The following is a 21,786-nucleotide window of genomic DNA, read 5'->3' as shown; positions in this document are numbered from 1 at the left end:
CTTAACTATTCCTTTTTCGTGCCTCTTCAGGGCTTTCCATTCTTGTTGCCCCTTTATGATCCAGTGATTGGTCCCTGTCGGACTCCACCCGTTTACTTTCTTTCAATTTCTTCTCTTGCCGATCTTTTCCCATGTTCACACCTCCTTTTTAAATGGTAAGGGGAAGGTTTTCCTCATCAAATGCCGTGCTTTACGTTTATACTTTGAATAAACAAGCCATAATGTTCCTAAAAGGGGGACGGCAGCATGGATGGAATTATATTTTATTGGATTTCATGGATAGTTTGGGTCATTGTCATGTTTTTTATTCCGAAAACGGTTCCCTTTCGTTTTGATTTTATTTTTCATCTATTAGCCGTAATGGTTTTAGCGGGCTATAAACTGGAGGCTCCTTTGGTTTCCGTGCATTTGAGCGGTCCGTATCTTTTCTTTATACTGTTTGTGTATATTAGGAAGAAATCAATCATCAAGATAATGGAACTGATCAGCGGAAGTCTTATTATCACTCTCGCTTATGCAAGCTTTCAACTTTTTTCTTTGCTTGATCCGATATGGCTTATTATGAAACCCTCTTATCTTTTGTGTATTTTCCTGAATTATCTTATCCTACTACTTTTTAAAAATTGGAAACATCGATTATTCGTCCTTTTAATTGGGATGATGATGGGAGATATCATATATTCTGGATTGCTTGCTTACCACTCTTTACCTTATGTGGCCCTTGCTTACGCATGGCATGATAATGCAGTGCTGGTATTGGGCGCAAACATACTGTGGAGAATGTTGGAACTGGTTGGCCAATACATTTATTTAATATCCCAATCGAGATTTTTATCAAAACAGGGAAAAGAGAATTTTAATCAATGAAGTGTATGCTGAAAAATAAGTATGGGGTATTAGCCGCTTTATCAAAAGGCAGAAGTATAAATGGAACCAATTGGAATTGGAAGGCTTTTATTCATACAATCATTGTTGATTGGCGAGAAATTTGTTACTATAGGATAGTTAGAGGTCTGTAGATAAATCGTAAAATGCTCTAAACAATTAAAAAGGAAGCCGTATGTCGAAGCTTTCTTCATTTTTTTGGGCTGATTATAATCAAGTTTGAGCATGCAGAGGGTTCAGCTTCACGTCACCTCAGGAACTGGGGCGTCAAGTGGACAAACTGCCCGTGAATACTAGATGAGATTAACTGAACATCAGTTGGGATTTTCATACTGATGAAAGATTCCTTTAAATGATGATGGATACAGCCTTTTCCTTTTAAAGGAAATAATGAAAATCAATAATGCAAAGCAACCGTAATAAATGCATTCATGAATTTCGTGACTTTGACAGAGATATAGTAGCAGAAAGGGTGAATAGCAATGCCAAAACCGGTAATTGCGATAGTCGGTCGTCCGAACGTGGGAAAATCGACAATCTTTAATAGGATAGTTGGAGAACGGGTTTCGATTGTCGAAGACGTTCCTGGAGTAACTCGGGACAGGATTTATAGTTCTGGTGAATGGTTGACACATGATTTTAACATTATTGATACAGGTGGAATTGATATCGGTGACGAGCCGTTTCTAGAACAAATTCGCCAGCAGGCTGAAATTGCCATCGACGAAGCCGATGTGATAATTTTTATGACGAATGGTCGTGAAGGGGTAACGGCTGCTGATGAAGAAGTCGCTAAGATACTCTATAAATCGAGGAAGCCAGTTGTCCTTGCAGTAAATAAAGTCGATAACCCAGAAATGAAAGATCAAATTTATGATTTCTATGCGTTAGGTTTTGGCGATCCATTCCCGATCTCTGGGTCTCATGGACTTGGTCTTGGTGATCTTCTGGATGAAGCGGCCAAACATTTCCCTAAATTCAGCGGCCAGGATTATGGTGATGATGTCATTAAATTCAGTTTGATTGGAAGACCTAACGTAGGTAAATCATCTCTGGTCAATGCATTGTTAGGTGAAGAACGTGTCATTGTAAGTGATATTGAAGGTACGACTCGCGACGCGATTGACTCTCCTTATAAATACAATGGCAAAGAATATGTCATTATTGATACAGCAGGGATGCGGAAAAAAGGTAAAGTGTATGAAAGCACGGAAAAATATAGCGTACTTCGTGCATTAAGGGCAATTGAACGTTCAGACGTTGTTCTTGTGGTCCTGAACGCTGAAGAAGGTATTCGTGAGCAGGATAAAAAAATTGCCGGATATGCCCATGAAGCGGGTAGGGCGGTCATCATCGTCGTCAATAAGTGGGATGCCATCGAGAAAGATGAAAAAACGATGAAGGATTTTGAAGATAAGATCCGTGCCCATTTCCTATTCTTGGATTATGCGCCAATCATTTATCTTTCTGCCTTAACGAAAAAACGGACACATACCTTAATACCGGTCATTGATCAGGCTAGTGAGAATCATGCTATCCGGGTTCAGACAAATGTATTGAATGAAGTGGTCATGGATGCCGTGGCGATGAATCCGACACCGACACATAATGGCAACCGTTTGAAAATTTATTATACGACTCAGGTAGCGATCAAGCCGCCAACTTTCGTTGTATTCGTTAACGATCCGGAGTTATTGCATTTCTCATATGAGAGATTTTTAGAAAATCGAATTAGGGATGCCTTTGGTTTTGAAGGAACACCAATACGAATTTTTGGACGCCAGAGGAAATAGTAAAGGTGGTTATAACATGGTGAAAGATAAAGAAAGTATCGCAGTGATTGGAGCTGGGAGCTGGGGAACTGCTTTAGCGCTCGTAATCGCTGATAACCAGCATGAAGTGAGATTATGGGGACATAATCAGAAACAAATCAATGAAATAAATCAAAATCATACGAATGAAAAATACTTGCCTGGGATTGAATTACCTTTGGGGATTAAAGGCTATTCTTCGATTAAGGAAGCATTGGTCGGGATTGAAATAATAATTTTGGCTGTGCCGACCAAAGCCTACCGGGAAGTGCTTGGTCAGATTGAAGAGGCTCATGATAAGCCATTGACAATCGTTCATGTGAGTAAGGGGATTGAACCTGATTCCCTGCTTCGTATATCGGAGATGATTGAAGAAGTCTCCTCGGCGGATTGGCTGAAAGATATAGTGGTTCTTTCAGGACCGAGTCATGCAGAAGAAGTCAGTCTACGTCACCCGACAACAGTTGCCGTTTCTTCAAAGAATATGAAAGCTGCCGAAAGGGTTCAGGACATCTTTATCAATAATAATTTCCGTGTTTATACAAATCCGGATTTGATTGGTGTTGAAATCGGAGGGGCATTAAAGAACATCATTGCTTTGGCTGCCGGCATTACGGATGGTTTAGGCTACGGGGATAATGCCAAAGCTGCATTAATGACACGAGGATTGGCTGAAATATCCCGTCTAGGGGTGGCCATGGGGGCTAACCCACTAACGTTTTCAGGTTTAGCTGGAATTGGCGACTTGATCGTCACTTGTACAAGCGTCCATTCCCGTAATTGGAGAGCTGGGAATATGCTTGGTAAAGGGCAAAAGCTTGAAGAAGTTTTGGAAAACATGGGTATGGTCGTTGAAGGTGTCAGAACCACTAAAGCCGCCTATCAACTAGCTCAAAAGTACGAAGTGAACATGCCGATCACTGAAGCCTTGTACGATGTTTTATTCAATGGGGAAGAAGTGAAAAAGGCAGTTGACCTTTTGATGAATCGTTCAAAAACGAATGAGATGGAAGAACTTTTTAACATATTGGATAGCAGGCAGCAAGATTAACCTCCAATCTGTTGATTTTCATAAAAGAATTTCATTAAATTAGGCATTTGATGATGCGCCTTGCCGTGTATCAGCATACAATGCAACGAAAGTAAACTAGTAATTTGACCTCGGCACGGGGGATTTAGTCAAATGAGCAGAAGATATCTAGATATCTTCTGCTTTTTTTTATGGGCAAAAAATCATCTGTTCTCTTTTGATTTATGAATAATTGAATAAGTTATTCAAAATTGCATAAAGCATTCTACATATTTCCTTGCTTTTTGTTAAAAATCGACTATTTTTTTTGGTATGAAAATTGCGTAGTGTAATATGACCAAAAAAATATATGGGAGGCGAGAAAAGTTGGTTAACTTTTCTCGTTAAAAAAGGAAGGGGAATGATACATGCAAACAGGTAAACTGAAAAGGTCTTTAAAATTATGGCATATCGTATTGCTTGGTGTTGGATATATGACTCCGATGGTCGTTTTTGATACATTCGGGATAGTTTCCGGAAAAACAGGGGGGCATGTGCCAACCGCATATGTCATCGCTCTTTTAGCGATGTTATTTACTGCAGCCAGTTATGGGAAAATGGTGAAAATTTATCCTCAGGCAGGTTCATCCTATACTTACACACAAAAAACGATCAATCCACATTTAGGCTTCCTTGTCGGGTGGTCTTCCTTACTTGATTATTTATTTTTACCTATGGTGAATGGCATTTTAACAAAAATATACTTAACTGCTCTTTTTCCGGAAGTATACCCGTGGATATGGGTGGTGGCATTTGTCCTTTTAATGACAGTCATTAACTTATTCAATGTTAATTTTGCAGCCAACTTTAATAGCTTCCTTGTTTTTTTTCAAATGTTGGTCATCGTAATTTTTGTGGCACTTGTCGTTAAAGGAGTCATGGGTGGAGAAGGGACTGGAGATGTCTTATCGGTTCAGCCATTCATCGGGCCTCATATGGAAATGTCGACGCTCATAGCTGGTGCTACAATCCTTTGTTTTTCTTTCTTGGGGTTTGACGCAGTCACTACTTTATCGGAAGAAACACCGAATCCATCCAAAACGGTTCCCCGGGCCATCTTTTTGACTGCCCTTATCGGAGGGGTTTTATTTGTGACGGCATCATTCTTTACACAGTTATTTTTTCCGGATGTTTCCCGTTTTAGCGATCCTGAAGCAGCTTCTCCGGAAATTGCCCTTTTCGTGGGCGGGAAGTTATTTCAGTCTTTCTTCCTTGCAGGAACCTTATGCGGTACCCTTGCCTCCGGTCTTGCATCTCATGCTAGTGTTTCTAGGTTGCTATATGTCATGGGGCGTGACCAAATGATCCCGAAAAAACTATTTGGGTTTGTCCACCCCAAATACAACACGCCGTTTTTTAATGTCATATTTGTTGGGTCCATATCATTGGTTGCCTTATTCCTTGATTTGGTTACGGCCACTTCCCTCATAAACTTTGGGGCTTTAATCGCTTTTACCTTCGTGAATATTTGCGTAATCGTCCATGCAATAAGAAACAAAAGCTTCAGAACGATTAAAGGATTTCTTTCAACTATTCTGTCCCCGGTTTTAGGCGCGGCTTCGGTGTTCATCCTTTGGCTTAATCTCGAGATAAATTCCTTGATTTTAGGAATTGTCTGGGCGGTAATTGGGATTGGTTATCTTCTGTATCGAACAAAATGGTTTACGGAATCCCCTCCGCTATTCCGTTTTGAAGAAGCACAGTGAATGTACTCGATTCATGAAACGAAGGAGGTTGTTATATGGCTGATGAGAAAGTGAAGAGGTCGATAATGCTCATGCCTGTTGTTCTATCGTACTGGCGTTAGTAAGGATGTTTAACGTTTATGGGATTGCGCATAGATGTCACATGGAATGGTTCCGGGAGACTGCGAGCTCGGATATAATGGTGATGCTTTTCACTGCATACAGTTATGGACTGATGGCAGGTAAATGCGTATACGCAAAGAGTCTATTAATACATATACCGGTTTTCTTGTAGGTTAATCGAGTCTGATGGATTAATTATTCATTCCAATGGTCAATTCCTTATTTTTCAGCATTTTCTTTTCAGTAGCTTTGCCTTCGGTACCGGCTAATGCATGGATATTGAGTTTACTGATTATTGTGACGTTTATCTATGTCATGAGGGTGAGAATAGCTACGAAAACAAATGCTGTACTAAAGCTCGTCGCCTTGCTTTTCATGGTCATATTCATTGTTTTATCTATCAATGAAATTACATGAATGAAGAAGTAAAAGTGACGGTAGCAGAAGCTTTGAAGGCATGTACCCTTGGGTCCTTAAAGTGTTTTATTAACCTTTATGGATAGCAAACAGGTATGGAACTGTATTGATGGTTAAAGCTGACTTATCTTTAATAAAAAGCCTAGGGCGACGAGTACTAAAGACCATCCACGAATCATAACAATCAGGTTAAGCAAAGGCTAACCTGATTAGAATTTATAAGAAAAGGTTAACGGTCCTCTATAATAAGGTGCATATCTGGTTTTTAGGTTAAAAGGGTCCGTTAAAGGACCCTTTTGTTGTGGATCGAATAAAGGTAAATGCTGGATATGGATAATGGTGCATGTTATTTTTTATCTAGCAATTCAGAATTGTGATAAAATATAGGTTAGGTTACAAAAGGAGAGTGAAACTATGTTATCTATTCCGGATGATAAAATAAGACCATTCATAACTATAACAATTGATCAGCCTACATTATCAGACAAAAAAATTCATGAGATACAGGAACCTTTCTTCTTTCTTATGAAGGAAAATCAAGTGTTTGCGTATATCCGCATGGATGACCTCCCGTTAAATGAAAAAATAACGACAGTCGATCAGCTTTTACAGTATGCTTTTTCGATTGATAATGTCTGTAAATTAACTCCTAACATTTCCTTGCCGCTTCTGTTTCAAATTATCGGTGAACCTATCGTACTGATAAAAATGGATGATGGCCTGCTTACCGGTTATGTAAAAAGGGAAGATGTGTTAGCTGAATTATTCAAACAGGACAGCAAACAAAATTTAGACCTGCTAAATGTTATTTTAACCTCCATTCCTATGGGGATTTTTGTGGCTGATAAAGATAAAAATATCGTGAATTTCAATGAATCAGGCTTGAAGATGATAAAAAAGCCTTCAGAACAAGTCCTTAATGAACCTGCTGCGAACATCTTTAATAAGCAGCATATACATAGCGTGTTTGCCAGCGGGAGCAGTATTTTGAATCAGCTGGAGATTACTGATGTCATGAGTGTGCTTGTCGACTATAGCCCGATTCTGAACCATGAAAAAGAAGTCGAAGGCCTGATCATCATCGTTCAGGATTTACCGATGGTTGAGGAAATGGCCATGGAAATAGAATTGATAAAAAGTTCGAATAAAGACTTGAATGCCATTTTAGCGAATATCTATGATGAAATACTTGTAGTCAATCAAAAAGGAGAGCTGCTGCGCTATAGTGACAGCATCATCTCAGGATTCTGGGGGAAGGATTTAAAAGATTATATCGGGAAGAATCTCTTGCAATTAGAAGATGAAGGGATATTTAATCCTTCGGTCACCCGGTTAGTCCTTGAACAAAAAAAGAAAGTATCGATTGTACAAGATACGAAAATGAATAAGAAAGTCCTTTCCGTCGGCACCCCTGTGTTCAATGAAAAAGGGGATATAGATCGAATAGTCATTGCATCACGGGATATAACGGAAACGACACAATTGAAAACGGAATTAAATGAAATGAGGAAAGAGCTGGACTCTTTCAAAAAACAGGATCAGTTTTATAAAGAGTTGGTTTTTGCAAGTCCTAAAATGGAGCAGATAATCAGCCAAGTCAAGAAAATCGCACATTTTTCATCTACTGTGTTAATCAACGGGGAGTCGGGAGTAGGTAAAGAAGTGATAGCCGAAGCCATTCATAAAATGGGCAGGCGATCCAAGCAACCTTTCCTGAAGATAAATTGCGGGGCGATTCCCGAAAACCTCCTCGAAAGTGAATTGTTTGGTTATACGAAGGGTTCCTTTACAGGAGCGGATAAAAATGGGAAGGTAGGATACTTTCAACAGGCCAATAAAGGTGTTTTATTCCTTGATGAAGTGGGTGACATGCCTATACATCTGCAAGTCAAGCTGCTGCGGGTCCTCCAGGAACAGGAAGTGATTCCGATTGGCAGCACTACACCCATTTCTATTGATGTTCAAATTGTTGCGGCCACGAATAAGAGTCTGGAAAAAATGGTCGAGATGGGGACGTTCAGAGAAGATTTATTCTATCGATTGAACGTCATACCCATACATGTGCCCCCTTTAAGGGAAAGGCCGGAGGATATACCACCGCTAGCCTTTCATTTCCTGCAAAAATTGAATGAAAGGTATCAGCGGAATTACCACTTTTCCCCCGATGCGTTAAATATACTGGAAGTCTATACCTGGCCGGGGAACATTCGTGAGTTACAGAACATGATTGAAAGATTGGTTGTTTCTGCAGATGAAGAGATGATCGATGCTGACTTCATTCAAAGGTTCATACCTGTGGGCAGTGACTTTAAACAAACGAAACCAATCATTACGAGAATCCTTCCACTGCAGGAAGCACAGGATCATGTCGAAGAACAATTGATCATGCTTGCCATGAAACAGTATAAAACTACGACCAAAGCGGCAAAAGCGCTTGGGATAAGTCAATCGTCAGTGAGCAGGAAGTATCAAAAAGTGTTAGCTGAACAGAGTAAGAAAATCGAAAAAAATGCATATTGAATAAAAGCCGTTGCCGAGTGATGAAATTCACTTGTCAACGGCTTTTGTTTTTATGCAAGCATTTGGGAAGCTTTTTTTATGATATTCCAAGGATGATTATGCAAAGGGAAATAGTGATATGCATATTTGCATAGTTTTAGAGTGATTTTTCAAAAAAAATGCGATTTTATTGGTCAATTAACTTGGCATGGTTCTTGCTTGAATAGTAAGTATAAGAAAAAAGGGAGGTAAGCATCAAAGTTTCATAAAGAAGCAATTTAAATTAACCATCAACTAAAGTTATAAAAAAAGGAGATTTTAAAATGTCAATTAACGTAGAGAGTAAAAACACTCAAGCTAACCAATCAGCAACTCAAGATTATATTAAAAAAGTGCTTCAATTAATCGAACAAAAAGAAATTTCAAAAGAAGATGCGCAGTGGGTAACAAAAGAAACGGTCGAGAATTTCCGTAACCATGTAAACCCAGGGTTTTTGGAATACCGGAAGACGGTCACTAAAGACACACAATTCGCTTCGGTGGAGTGGTCTGATCAAGATTCCTGTTTTACGGATGTAAATGGAAAAAAATATATTGATTGTTTAGGTGGCTTTGGTATTTATAATGTTGGCCATCGTAACCCTAAAGTAGTAAAGGCTGTAACCGATCAATTGCAAAGACAAGCCCTTCATAGCCAGGACTTACTTGATCCATTACGTGCAATGCTTGCCAAGATCCTTGCCGAAATCACGCCGGGAGATCTAAAATACTCGTTCTTTACGAATAGCGGTACAGAGAGTGTGGAGGCTGCACTTAAGCTTGCTAAAATGTACAGTGACCGTTACACGATCATTTCCACGACAAAATCATTTCATGGGAAAAGCCTTGGTTCACTGTCGGCAACGGCAAAGGGCATGTTCAGAAAACCGTTCATTCCATTGATACCAGGTGTGCGTCATGTACCTTTCGGTGATTTGGATATGATGAGAAAAACGTTTGAAAGTTGTGCGTTGGTCGGTGAAGATGTTGCTGCTGTGCTGTTGGAGCCTATCCAGGGCGAAGGTGGGGTCATCCTTCCTCCGCAAGGTTATTTAAAGCAGGTTAGGGCATTATGTGATGAATATGATGCGTTATTGATCTTGGATGAAGTGCAAACAGGAATGGGCCGTACAGGTAAAATGTTCGCTTCTGAGCTATATGATGTTGTTCCGGACATTATTTGTTTAGCGAAAGCATTTGGTGGCGGAGTAATGCCTGCAGGGGCTGTCGTAGCCAATGAGAAAGTGTTTAAAAGCTGGTTCGACAATCCATTCATGCATACTACCACTTTTGGAGGAAATCCACTAGCTTGTGCTGCGGCCATTGCTACTATCGATGTTCTTTTGGAAGAAAACTTACCGCAGCGTGCTGCACAAGTTGGTGAATACTTCTTAAATGGGTTAAAGGAAGTGGCTGATGAGCACAAAGATAAGGTTTTGGAGATTCGCGGCCAAGGTTTGATGATTGGTATTGAGTTCCATAAAGACGAAGTGGGTTATGAATTCTCAAAAGCCCTCTTTGATAAAGGCATCTTGGTAGCAGGTACGCTTATAAATTCCAAAACAATCAGGATTGAGCCGTCTTTGACTATTCAGTTGGATGAAGTCGATACAGTCATTAAAGCGTTCAAAGAGGTCTTGCCGACGCTTCAATCTTAATTTAAGTAAGCAGAAAAACAGCCTTTGGGCTGTTTTTTTGTTGATTGAAGGTATGGAAATTACTATACATATTTCTTGTTATATACCTGTACCTCAAAAATTTTTTTCGCGAAAATGAGTCATGAAAAACGGGAATTACACAGATTGGACAAGGATTTAATTCCTTTAACGTAATTTGGTATGTTATAATAATTTCTGGAAAAAGGAGTGATGAAGATATGACACCTGCTCTGCAAAAAATGTGGATATCCTTTATAGCTATGGGCTTTATGGTTATCTCTATATTTCTAATCTACTTAAGCCGTTATAAATTAAAAGGTTTTTGGAGAGTCTTGACAGCAATTATCGCATACATACTTATGATTCTAGCCGGCTTGATCATCCTTATCGTTGTTCTTAGCGGGCCAACCACTTGATAGGTGAGGAGAAATGATGAGAAATTTTTTCAAAATATTATGTTTATTATGCATCTCTGTATCATTATCTGGCTGTTTATATCCGGAGAAGCAAAAAATGCAAAACCAACTGCCTTATAAAGAGCAAATACAATCTGTCCAAAGTGCAGTGGACCAATTTCAGAAAGATGAAGGCGGCATACTGCCCATCGTTACAAAAGATGCAGTTACACCGATTTATCAAAAATATGTCATAAAATTTTCTAAGATTTCACCGAGGTATATGGCTGAACCACCTGACAATGCCTTTGAATCAGGAGGTGTCTTTCAATACATCCTCGTTAATGTGGAAAAGGATCCGACTGTAAAGCTGTTGGATGTCAGGATGGCGCAGAAGATTCAGGATGTTTCCTTGAGATTGACTGCTTATCAGCAAAGCAACGGATACCCGCCATTTAAGGAAAGGTTATCTGATAATGTCTTCACGCTTGATTATGAGAAAATGGGCCTGAAGGAAGCTCCGACGGTCACGAGCCCATTTTCACAAAAAGACTTATATCTTGTAGTCGATGGTCAAGGCAGCATTTTTGTTGATTATACCCCAGACTTACTTGAGGCATTGAAGAAGCATGAGGGGAAAATCAAGCCAGGTGAAGATATCCGGGAACTGCTGGTTCAGGGTTCGGAGTTCGTCCCTGCCTATTCATTACCATATACAATTGATGAAAAAACAAATAATCCAATATTTCTTACAAAATAGGCATAACCCTTCTTCTGCAAAATATATTGTAGGGGAAGGGTTATTTCTTTTATCTTTATTTCATCTTACTTTTAAAATAACAACCCTTATATAAAATTTCTGGTGGAGGAAGGGATTGAACCAGGGAAATAATTGGAATAAATTTTTAGGACAACATCATAGATATATAATGTCCTAAATAAATGCAAATGGATAAACGAAATCCCAAAACTCTAATTCGGGAGGGGATACCTTGGAAAAGGTAGATATTTTTAAAGATATAGCTGAACGGACCGGTGGCGATATATACTTGGGGGTGGTCGGTGCCGTCAGGACTGGAAAATCCACATTTATTAAAAAATTCATGGAGCTAGTTGTCATTCCGAATATTCCTTCAGAGGCGGACCGTGCCAGAGCACAGGATGAATTGCCTCAAAGTGCAGCTGGAAAGACGATCATGACAACGGAACCCAAATTCGTACCGAACCAGGCAGCATCGATTCAAGTAGCTGAAGGTCTCGACGTGAACATCCGTTTAGTCGATTGTGTTGGTTATACAATACCTGGAGCTAAAGGGTATGAAGATGAAAATGGTCCACGCATGATTCACACGCCTTGGTATGAAGAGCCGATTCCGTTCAATGAAGCGGCTGAGATCGGTACTCGCAAAGTAATTCAGGATCATTCCACATTAGGCGTAGTCGTTACGACGGATGGATCAATTGGAGAAATTCCGCGAAGTGATTATTTAGAGGCCGAGGAAAGGGTTGTCGAAGAATTGAAGGAGGTTGGCAAGCCATTTATCATGATTGTCAATTCCGTTCAGCCTCATCACCCGAATACGGTAGCACTAAGGGAATCCCTGCAGGAAAAGTATGATATCCCTGTATTGGCCATGAGTGTCGAAGGAATGCGAGAATCGGATGTTTACAGCGTACTTCGCGAGGCCCTGTACGAATTTCCTGTTCTCGAGGTCAATGTTAATCTCCCGAGCTGGGTAATGGTTCTTCGCGAGGATCATTGGTTAAGGGAAAGTTACCAGGAAGCGGTCAAAGAGACCGTTAAGGATATTAAACGCCTGAGGGATGTTGATCGTGTAGTCGGTCATTTCAATGAATTCGAGTTCATTGACCGTGCCGCGCTTGCAGGCATTGAGATGGGGCAGGGGGTTGCAGAAATCGACCTATACGCCCCAGATGAACTCTATGATGATATTCTGAAGGAAATTGTCGGTGTGGAGATTCGGGGCAAGGATCATCTGTTATCTTTGATGCAGGACTTTGCGTATGCGAAAGCAGAATATGATCAGGTGGCCGATGCATTGAGAATGGTCAAACAAACTGGATATGGTGTCGCAGCCCCATCCCTTAACGATATGAGTCTTGATGAACCGGAAATCATCCGTCAGGGAGCCAGGTTCGGTGTCAGGCTAAAAGCCGTAGCTCCTTCCATCCATATGATCAAAGTCGATGTCGAATCCGAGTTTTCGCCAATCATCGGTACGGAAAAGCAAAGTGAGGAATTAGTCCGGTATCTGATGCAGGATTTCGAAGACAATCCACTTTCCATTTGGAACTCCGATATTTTTGGCAGAAGCCTAAGTTCCTACGTAAGGGAAGGCATACAGGTAAAATTAGCGATGATGCCAGACAATGCGCGCTATAAATTGAAAGAAACACTGGAGAGGATTATTAATGAGGGCAGTGGCGGATTGATTGCCATCATCTTATAAAAAACGTTTACAAGCTGGACCAACTCCATTTATGGATTGGTCTTTTTGCATGCAACTGACGTCAGGTTCGCAAGAAAAATATCATTTATGAACGCTAATATTTGAAATAATCTGCTGTTTTTTAGTATAATCTTGAAAAAACCCTGTGGTTAAGCGATTTTCAGCAATATAATAAGTTTAATTTCTATAAAAAAGGGAAATGATGAATAGCGAAAGACAAAATTTATAATATATACAATTATTAATGAAAAGATTCCCATTATTTTTTGAATTCCCTTGCTAAGCTAATAGGATTTGTGATAATCTACATACAGAAAACGCGTTATATCAGCGATTTCAACCTATTTATAAATTTCTGGATGAATTATTTGGAAATTAATTCGGCTTGGTAAACCTTGATTGCCAGGGAATGAAATTTTTTGAACCGAAGCTAATATCAAATCACTATTATAGTGTTGTAATAATGATTTTTTATAAAGATTCCTTTTGGGAGGAGGTGAATGGCATGAACAAAACAGAATTGATTAATGAAGTTGTTACAGCAACTGAAATTTCTAAGAAAGACGCTACAAAAGCTGTTGATGCTGTTTTTGATACAATCTTAGAAGCTCTAAAAAACGGTGATAAAGTACAATTGATTGGTTTTGGTAACTTTGAAGTTCGTGAACGTGCGGCACGTAAAGGCCGTAACCCACAAACTGGTGACGAAATCGAAATTGCAGCTAGCAAAGTGCCAGCTTTCAAACCCGGTAAAGCGCTGAAAGATGCAGTGAAGTAATTCTACCATTACATACGGGTGCTTAACCGAAAAGGGCCGCGTGAAAACGCGGCCCTTTTTTTGCTTCTTAATTTCCATCTGTGATAATATAAAAGACAGTGAATATTTTAGAAACGCTGCAGATGGTAAATCCGTCACAAGGAAATACCCATCCGAAAACCGCTTCCGACGAAACTGACTTTCAGAGGCGTCATGTATGGGGGAATGGGTCTTCTTTAATAATTGCAATTAAGGATATCCGGGTGCAACGCCTTGGATTTTTTATCTGAATACATAATATTATTGACTTTTAGGAGGTACAAAAAATGGCTAATGTTGATCATGCCAAATTAGAAGAAGCGGTTAAAATGCTTCTTGAGGCTGTAGGGGAAGACCCAACGAGGGAAGGACTGCTGGATACTCCTGGCCGTGTAGCCAGAATGTATGAAGAAATTTTTTCCGGACTTAATCAGGATCCAAAGGAATATTTCGATACTGTTTTTGGAGAGGACCATGAAGAACTCGTACTTGTAAAGGATATTCCGTTTTACTCAGTATGTGAACATCATTTAGTCCCTTTTTACGGGAAAGCCCATGTAGCATATATTCCGAAAAACGGGAAAGTGACTGGCTTAAGTAAATTGGCACGGGCGGTTGAGGCTGTTTCGAAGCGTCCGCAACTTCAAGAGCGCATCACTTCTACAGTTGCTGACTCGATAATGGAAAAGCTCGAGCCTCATGGTGTAATGGTTGTAGTAGAGGCTGAACATATGTGCATGACCATGCGGGGTGTAAAAAAACCTGGATCAAAAACAGTGACTTCAGCTGTAAGGGGAACGTTTGCGAAGGATCACCGCACTAGAGCTGAAGTGCTGGCATTCATTAAAGACTAAGGACATGGGGGCAGGAAAAAATGAATGAAAAAAAGATTCAGAATGATTTTGTCGTAATCAAAGCCATTGAGGATAGTGTGAATGTTATCGGGTTGACAAGGGGAACGGACACCAAGTTTCATCACTCCGAAAAACTTGACTCAGGTGAAGTGATGATCGCACAATTCACGGAGCATACCTCGGCAATTAAAATCAGGGGCCATGCAAAAGTCTATACTCCATTCGGAGAGATAGAAAGTGATTCCAAAAAGAATTCACCTGATAAATGATAGCTTCTCAATGCATGGTTAATTAGTAAATCAATCATCTGATATCGCGTTTAACAAGCTGTAAATTTCCCGCATCCATTTTTTGAAGTGCAAAAGACGATGGTTTCCTTATTTTTGGAAGTTTCATTTTATAAACGTTGACCATTTCATCTGATTGTTTTTATGGTATAATAATGTGTATTATACACAGACAGAAACCAATATGTATGAAAAAAATTATCTTTCGGGGATGCAAGGGTGATCTCAATTGTTAAACATAACGGACGACATAAGGCAATTAAAACGATTAATAGAAACGAAAGCTCAACATCCATATTTATTGAAGCATATACAAAAGCCAAGCTTGGACGAAGATAAACTGATATTGCTTTGGGGATTGTTTAACGATTTGGACGTTACAAGCGAGAAACGGAATCAATACATCATTTCCACCATGTTAGTGCAAGTAGCTCTGGATACCCATGAAATCGTCTCGAATTCAGGTGAAGGAATCGAGTTGCCCGAGGTATTGAAAAATCGTCAATTACAAGTGCTTGCCGGTGATTACTATAGTGGCTTATATTATCAAGGGCTTGCCAGTGTAGGTAATGTTGATATGATCCGTATACTTTCAAGCGCGATAAAAAAAATAAATGATAATAAAATCATTCTTTACCAACAAGGGTCCATTAATGATGTACCAACGCTTTTAATGACGATAAAAGCAATCGAGGCTTCGCTAATTCATAAACTGGCGGATTACTATAATGAGCCTGCCTGGATAGAAATATCGGAAGATCTGCTGCTTTTAAAACGGTTGCATGCCGAGAAGAGCAGTTATATGAAGTCGGGGCAATCGATAGTTTTTGATGTCCTAAGGGAAATGCCTTTTGATGACTTGATTAGTGAGGAAGTCCCCATTTCGGAAAAAGAAGAACAGGTACGCACCCAATTCGACAAGTGCCTGAGGGATGCAAGGCAATCCGTAGAGCGCTCGATGCGGAAGTTGGCAAAGTTGGATGATGAACTTCTGGAAAGAGTGAAGGCCATCTTGGAACAAACAGAGAGTATAGCAAATTCATATGTGAAAGAAGGGTAAATCATGGAGCAGTCTAAAGAGCAAAAAGTTCATCATGTCTTTGAAAAGATCTATGGAAATTATGACAAGATGAATTCCCTCATCAGCTTTAAACAGCATCTTAAATGGCGGAAGGCTACAATGGCCATCATGAATGTCCCAAAAGGCGCCCATGCACTGGATGTATGCTGTGGAACAGCGGACTGGACCATTGCCCTTGCTAATGAAGTAGGACCAGAAGGAAAAGTTGTTGGTCTGGATTTTAGTAAGAACATGCTGAAAATCGGCGAACAAAAGGTGACTGAACTCAATCTAGATCAAGTGTCCCTAATGCACGGGAATGCAATGGAGCTTCCTTTTGAGGATAATAGCTTTGACTATGTCACGATCGGTTTCGGGCTGCGGAATGTCCCCGATTACATGAAAGTGCTTAAAGAGTTAAACCGGGTAGCCAAGCCGGGTGGAATGGTCGTTTGCCTGGATACTTCACAGCCAACGATGCTTGGCTTTAAACAGGGCTATTATTTTTATTTCCGTTTCATCATGCCCATGTTCGGCAAATTATTCGCAAAAAGCTATAGCGAATACTCATGGCTACAGGAATCAGCTCGAGATTTCCCTGGCATGAAAAAGCTTGAAAACATGTTCAAGCAGGCAGGAATGGAAAATGTCAGTTACAAGGCCCATTTCGGTGGTGTAGCAGCAACACATTTCGGGTACAAGCCTTCAAAATAAGCATAATAGCAATGGACAAAGCTGGGTGGAATGTATGAAATTTAAAATGATGTATTCATTTTTGAATGCAGATTTGCAATTAATAGAAAAAGAACTGGAAGCCGCAATTGAAGCGGATTCCACGGTTTTAAGGGAAGCTTCCCTGCATTTACTGCAATCCGGTGGAAAACGGATCCGTCCGGTATTCGTCCTATTGGGCGCGAAGTTTGGCAACTATGATATTCATGTCGTAAAGCACGTCGCAGCGACTTTGGAACTGATCCATACGGCTTCCCTTGTACATGATGATGTTGTGGATGATGCGGATTTACGCAGGGGATCTGCTACCATTAAGTCAAAATGGGATAATCGTGTCGCCATGTACACAGGCGACTTCATTTTTGCTCGTGCACTGGAAATGATGGCGGTTATCGAGTCTCCGCTTGCGCATCAAATTCTCGCTGATACCATGGTTGAACTATGTCTTGGGGAAATTGAACAAATAAAAGATAAGTACAATTTCGAACAGAATTGGCGGATATATTTTAGAAGGATCAAACGGAAAACGGCTTTGCTCATTGCATCCAGCTGCCAGTTGGGAGCCATTTCAGCAGGTGTTGAAGAGAGGATTCACCAAAAGCTATTTAAATTCGGATATTATGTCGGTATGTCCTATCAAATCACCGATGACATATTGGACTTTACGGCTTCGGAAGAAGAGCTTGGGAAACCAGCCGGTAGTGATTTGATTCAAGGTAATATCACTTTACCCGTTTTGATTGCTATGGAAGATCCAAAGTTAAAAAAACTTATCGAAACAGTTCAGGAAGATACGCCAAAAGACGAAATGTCCCATATAATCAATGCGATAAAAACTTCCGGTGCCATTGAACAAGCAGCGAGGATCAGTGATATGTATTTAGAAAAGGCTTTTACTGAGTTGAAAGGTCTTCCGGCCATTAAAGCAAGAAAAACTTTATCGGATATCGCGAAAAATATCGGAAAAAGAAAGTTTTGATAATGGGAGTTGCGAAACTCATCAAACAATGGTAATATTCTAAAAGTATTGCCTTATATAGGCAAATAACAATGATACATATTAGGAGTGACATTCATGGAAAGAACATTTTTAATGGTTAAGCCTGACGGCGTTCAACGCAATTTAATCGGTGAAATCGTTTCCCGTTTTGAAAAGAAAGGCTTCCTTCTTGCAGGAGCAAAATTAATGGTCATTTCTCAGGAATTGGCTGAACAACATTATGGTGAGCACAAAGAACGTCCTTTCTTTGGCGAATTAGTGGACTTCATTACTTCAGGTCCTGTCTTCGCAATGGTTTGGGAAGGTGAAAACGTAATCGCTACTGCACGTCAAATGATGGGTGCCACAAACCCTAAAGATGCAGCAGCAGCAACAATTCGTGGCGATTTTGCCGTAACTGTTGGCAAAAACATCATTCACGGATCTGATTCAGCTGAAAGCGCTGTACGTGAAATCGGTTTATTCTTCAAAGAAGAAGAGCTTGTTGAGTATTCTAAACTTGTAAACGAGTGGGTTTATTAATTAATACGATCACTTTATAAAAAGCGGGTTCCATCGTCAATATGCGATGGAACCCGCTTTTTTGTATTGCTTTTTTAGTTTCGGGCAGCAACGTAAGGAATTATTTTAGTTTAAAGAAAATATGGCACTCTCCGATATATAAAGAGAAGGATCAACTTAAAATAATTATGTGCAGGGGAGTCGTAGGAATGCCTCAAGAATATGAAGAGTTTATTCGTAATATTAAAATGTTGACAGGCATTGATTTAGCCTTATATAAGGAAGGGCAAATGAAAAGGCGACTAACATCTCTTTATGAAAAAAGAGGATATCACTCATTTGGTGAATACTATAAAGATATTCAAACCAATCCCGGAGTTTTAAATGAGTTTTTGGATAGAATGACAATCAATGTTTCCGAATTTTATAGAAATGCGAAAAGATGGGAAGTGTTGGAGCGGAAAATCCTTCCTGGGTTATTAGCAAGCAAAAAAAAGTTGAAAATTTGGAGTGCGGCCTGTTCAACTGGCGAGGAACCTTATACGATTGCAATGATATTATCCAATCTGGTTCCACTTAACCAGATAGAGATATTGGCGACGGATCTGGATGAAATTGTATTGGCGCGAGCAAAATTGGGGATTTATCCTGAACGCTCCTTAAATGAAGTTCCTGAAGAAATCAAAAGGAAATACTTTGAAAAAAAAGCGGATATTTATCGTGTCGATGATGAAATCAAGAGAAGGGTGACATTTAAAAAGCAAAACCTTCTCGCAGACCGATTCGAACAGGGGCTCGATTTAATCGTTTGCCGCAATGTTTTAATTTATTTCACTGAAGAAGCCAAAAATTTATTATATGAAAAATTCAGTGCATCACTAAGAAGCGGCGGTGTTTTTTTTGTAGGAAGTACTGAGCAAATATTCACACCAGGAAAATATCAATTTGAAACGATTGACACATTTTTTTATAAGAAAAAGTAAATACTTTTGAAAAAAGGGACTGATTCTGCACATGAGCATTCAGTCCCTTTTCGTTTGACGTGTAAATAGCAAATACAGTAGAACTTCAATTTGAAAGATTAAACTATATCGAAAATGTTTAAGTACTTGTAAAATTGAATGAAAAGTGATTAAATTCAAACAATATGGTTTTTACGTTTTACATATACCCACATTTCATAAAATTGTGGTATATTGATACATATACACTTTAAAGTGCTAAAAGGGGGCTGGAAGATGAGATATTTAACAGCGGGAGAATCACATGGTCCGCAACTGACTACTATCATTGAAGGATTACCGGCAGGAATGCCGATTTCGAATGAGGATATTAATCAAGAATTAGGACGCCGGCAAAAAGGGCATGGACGTGGAAGAAGGATGCAGATCGAGAAAGATCAGGCTTTTATTTCTTCGGGAATCAGACATGGCTACACACTCGGTTCACCGGTTGCTTTGGTGGTTGAGAACGATGACTGGAAGCATTGGACTAAGATTATGGGAAGTGAAGGGCTTTCAGAAGAGGAAGCTGAGGAAATTAAACGTAAAATCACCCGGCCTCGTCCTGGTCATGCCGACTTGAACGGTGGGATTAAATATGGGCACCGCGATTTGAGAAATGTTCTGGAACGCTCTTCAGCCCGTGAAACGACAGTAAGGGTGGCAGCAGGTGCTGTCGCTAAAAAGCTATTGTCTTTATTGGGGATAGAAGTGGCATCACATGTTTTGGAAATTGGCGGAGTGAAGGCAGAACCGCCAAAATACGAAACGATTCAGCAATTGCAACAAGTAACAGAAGAATCTTCTGTTAGATGTTTTGACAAAAACGTAGAGCAGCAGATGAAGGATGCAATTGATGAAGCGAAACAAAAAGGAGATTCCATCGGCGGAATCGTTGAAGTCATTGTAGAAGGAATGCCGGTGGGTGTGGGAAGTTATGTGCATTATGACCGTAAGCTTGATGCAAAACTAGCCGCAGCGATAATGAGCATCAATGCATTTAAAGGTGTGGAAATAGGTCTTGGCTTTGAAGCGGCCCATCTATTCGGCAGTGATGTCCATGATGAAATCGCATGGGACGAAGATCAAGGTTATTACCGGAAAACCAATCGCCTTGGCGGTTTTGAAGGCGGTATGACAACTGGAATGCCGATAGTTGTACGCGGTGTGATGAAGCCGATACCGACTTTATATAAACCTTTGAAAAGTGTTGATATTGATACGAAGGAAGTGTTTGAAGCAAGTGTCGAACGTTCCGATAGTTGTGCGGTTCCTGCAGCAGCAGTAGTTGCTGAAGCGGTCGTGGCATGGGAGCTGGCGGCTGCCATCGTTGATCAATTCCCTTCAGATCGGTATGAGCAATTAGCAGAATACATGAGATCATATCGGGAAGAAGTAAAGGGGTTTTAAATCATGGAATCCATCCAAATAAAAACGGCTTCCAAGCAATATCCGGTTTTAATTGGCAAGAAGGCAATAAATGAATTGCCAGAATTAATAACACATGAATTAAATCATCTAAACAAGATTCTGATCATAACTGATGAGAAAGTGGCGGCACTCCATTTGGAGACTGTGAAAAACGCCCTGATCAAGACGGGAAAACCGGTCCTGCATCATGTAGTGCCAAAAGGGGAGCATGCTAAAACTTTCGATGTGTTTTATGAATGCCAAAGCTTCTGCTTATCCCAACAGATTAATCGCAAGTCATTGATTATCGCCCTTGGCGGTGGTGCAGTCGGTGACTTGGCTGGATTCGTTGCGGCCACTTTTATGAGAGGGATTCCATTTATACAGGTTCCGACGACTTTGCTCGCCCACGATAGTGCAGTGGGCGGCAAGGTTGCCATCAATCACCCGCTAGGGAAAAATATGATTGGGGCCTTTCATCAGCCTGAAGCAGTCATTTATGATCTTGAATTTCTTAAAACTCTGCCTCTTAAAGAATTAAGGTCAGGTTTTGCGGAAGTCATTAAACATTCCTTGATAGCAGATAATGAGTTTTATCTATGGTTAAAGTCGAATATTGTTGATTTGAATGATATAACGGATGAGCAATTCCTGACAATGATTACAAAAGGAATTGGCATTAAAGCTAAAATTGTCGAAGAGGATGAAAAGGAAAATGGCATTCGTGCTTTTTTGAATTTTGGTCATACGCTTGGACATGCAGTGGAAAGTTCAATGGGATACGGAAACTTTACGCATGGGGAATCCATTTTAATCGGGATGGTATATGCTCTTAAATTAAGCAGAAAGAAAGTGGATCTCGATTTTAAACTAGATGAGTTTATTGACTGGGTTTCTTCTTTAGGTTATCAAATAACCATTCCAACCCGACTTGAACATGCAATGCTACTTGATTTAATGAAAACAGACAAAAAATCGGTCAATGATGCAGCTACCTTTGTTCTGTTAAACGAAGTGGGGTCACCGCTATTAATGGATATAGCCGACTCTGAGCTGATAGAGGAAATGGCGGATATGATATAGAGTTCTGAAG

Annotated in this window: 20 protein-coding genes; 19 read left to right on the top strand and 1 reads right to left on the bottom strand. The window is 40.0% G+C overall.

The annotated features are described in order from the left end of the window. Position 1 precedes the first annotated feature (1 nt). A complete protein-coding gene (locus NYE63_RS18195; RefSeq protein WP_069981702.1) occupies positions 2 to 133 on the bottom strand; it encodes a YpzI family protein in 132 nt (43 codons plus the stop codon). Positions 134 to 246: 113 nt separating this feature from the next. On the opposite strand from NYE63_RS18195, the gene NYE63_RS18190 reads away from it, so the two are divergent. The 19 genes from NYE63_RS18190 to aroB all read left to right on the top strand — a co-directional run bounded on the left by NYE63_RS18190 (position 247) and on the right by aroB (position 21,776). After that, positions 247 to 867 carry a hypothetical protein gene (locus NYE63_RS18190; RefSeq protein WP_342602177.1) on the top strand — a complete coding sequence of 207 codons (621 nt, stop codon included), beginning with the start codon at positions 247 to 249 and terminating at the stop codon, positions 865 to 867. 500 nt (positions 868 to 1,367) lie between these two features. Further along, positions 1,368 to 2,678, top strand: a complete 1,311-nt coding sequence (der, locus tag NYE63_RS18185; RefSeq protein ID WP_342602176.1) for a ribosome biogenesis GTPase Der — start codon at positions 1,368 to 1,370, stop codon at positions 2,676 to 2,678. A gap of 16 nt (positions 2,679 to 2,694) precedes the next feature. Continuing rightward, the gene (locus NYE63_RS18180) at positions 2,695 to 3,747 is read left to right on the top strand and encodes an NAD(P)H-dependent glycerol-3-phosphate dehydrogenase (RefSeq protein WP_342602175.1); all 1,053 of its coding nucleotides are present in this window, start codon (positions 2,695 to 2,697) and stop codon (positions 3,745 to 3,747) included. A gap of 386 nt (positions 3,748 to 4,133) precedes the next feature. After that, a complete protein-coding gene (locus NYE63_RS18175; RefSeq protein ID WP_342602174.1) occupies positions 4,134 to 5,471 on the top strand; it encodes an APC family permease in 1,338 nt (445 codons plus the stop codon). A gap of 933 nt (positions 5,472 to 6,404) precedes the next feature. Beyond that, entirely contained in the window at positions 6,405 to 8,510 is a 2,106-nt protein-coding gene (locus tag NYE63_RS18170) for a sigma 54-interacting transcriptional regulator (protein ID WP_342602173.1), read from the top strand. Positions 8,511 to 8,812: 302 nt separating this feature from the next. Beyond that, complete coding sequence (locus NYE63_RS18165; protein ID WP_342602172.1) at positions 8,813 to 10,186, top strand: putrescine aminotransferase; 1,374 nt, start codon at positions 8,813 to 8,815, stop codon at positions 10,184 to 10,186. Positions 10,187 to 10,404: 218 nt separating this feature from the next. Then, positions 10,405 to 10,602, top strand: a complete 198-nt coding sequence (locus tag NYE63_RS18160) for a DUF2768 domain-containing protein (RefSeq protein ID WP_048681698.1) — start codon at positions 10,405 to 10,407, stop codon at positions 10,600 to 10,602. 16 nt (positions 10,603 to 10,618) lie between these two features. Further along, positions 10,619 to 11,341, top strand: a complete 723-nt coding sequence (locus NYE63_RS18155) for a hypothetical protein (protein WP_342605818.1) — start codon at positions 10,619 to 10,621, stop codon at positions 11,339 to 11,341. Between the two features lie 232 nt (positions 11,342 to 11,573). Next, positions 11,574 to 13,052, top strand: a complete 1,479-nt coding sequence (gene spoIVA, locus NYE63_RS18150) for a stage IV sporulation protein A (RefSeq protein ID WP_034308024.1) — start codon at positions 11,574 to 11,576, stop codon at positions 13,050 to 13,052. A gap of 505 nt (positions 13,053 to 13,557) precedes the next feature. After that, complete coding sequence (locus NYE63_RS18145) at positions 13,558 to 13,830, top strand: HU family DNA-binding protein (protein ID WP_034308023.1); 273 nt, start codon at positions 13,558 to 13,560, stop codon at positions 13,828 to 13,830. A gap of 305 nt (positions 13,831 to 14,135) precedes the next feature. Then, positions 14,136 to 14,702 (top strand): GTP cyclohydrolase I FolE, encoded by a 567-nt coding sequence (gene folE / locus NYE63_RS18140; RefSeq protein WP_063233209.1) that lies wholly within the window; start codon positions 14,136 to 14,138, stop codon positions 14,700 to 14,702. A gap of 20 nt (positions 14,703 to 14,722) precedes the next feature. Continuing rightward, positions 14,723 to 14,971: a trp RNA-binding attenuation protein MtrB gene (gene mtrB / locus NYE63_RS18135; RefSeq protein ID WP_063233210.1), complete on the top strand. Its 249-nt coding sequence runs from the start codon at positions 14,723 to 14,725 to the stop codon at positions 14,969 to 14,971. 247 nt (positions 14,972 to 15,218) lie between these two features. Then, entirely contained in the window at positions 15,219 to 16,049 is an 831-nt protein-coding gene (locus NYE63_RS18130; protein WP_342602171.1) for a heptaprenyl diphosphate synthase component 1, read from the top strand. A 3-nt stretch (positions 16,050 to 16,052) separates the two neighbouring features. Then, positions 16,053 to 16,763, top strand: a complete 711-nt coding sequence (locus tag NYE63_RS18125; RefSeq protein ID WP_063233212.1) for a demethylmenaquinone methyltransferase — start codon at positions 16,053 to 16,055, stop codon at positions 16,761 to 16,763. Positions 16,764 to 16,797: 34 nt separating this feature from the next. After that, entirely contained in the window at positions 16,798 to 17,760 is a 963-nt protein-coding gene (gene hepT, locus NYE63_RS18120) for a heptaprenyl diphosphate synthase component II (protein ID WP_342602170.1), read from the top strand. A gap of 96 nt (positions 17,761 to 17,856) precedes the next feature. Then, on the top strand, positions 17,857 to 18,303 hold the full coding sequence (gene ndk / locus NYE63_RS18115) for a nucleoside-diphosphate kinase (RefSeq protein ID WP_034308008.1): 447 nt from the start codon (positions 17,857 to 17,859) through the stop codon (positions 18,301 to 18,303). Positions 18,304 to 18,491: 188 nt separating this feature from the next. After that, a complete protein-coding gene (locus NYE63_RS18110) occupies positions 18,492 to 19,265 on the top strand; it encodes a protein-glutamate O-methyltransferase CheR (protein WP_342602169.1) in 774 nt (257 codons plus the stop codon). Between the two features lie 255 nt (positions 19,266 to 19,520). Beyond that, on the top strand, positions 19,521 to 20,693 hold the full coding sequence (gene aroC, locus NYE63_RS18105; RefSeq protein ID WP_283897137.1) for a chorismate synthase: 1,173 nt from the start codon (positions 19,521 to 19,523) through the stop codon (positions 20,691 to 20,693). Between the two features lie 3 nt (positions 20,694 to 20,696). Further along, positions 20,697 to 21,776 carry a 3-dehydroquinate synthase gene (gene aroB, locus NYE63_RS18100; RefSeq protein ID WP_342602168.1) on the top strand — a complete coding sequence of 360 codons (1,080 nt, stop codon included), beginning with the start codon at positions 20,697 to 20,699 and terminating at the stop codon, positions 21,774 to 21,776. The last annotated feature ends 10 nt before the right edge of the window (positions 21,777 to 21,786 follow it).

The organism is Peribacillus sp. FSL E2-0159 (assembly GCF_038643155.1).
Classification (GTDB): Bacteria; Bacillota; Bacilli; order Bacillales; family DSM-1321; genus Peribacillus; species Peribacillus simplex.
This window is presented reverse-complemented; position numbering and strand designations above follow the sequence as displayed.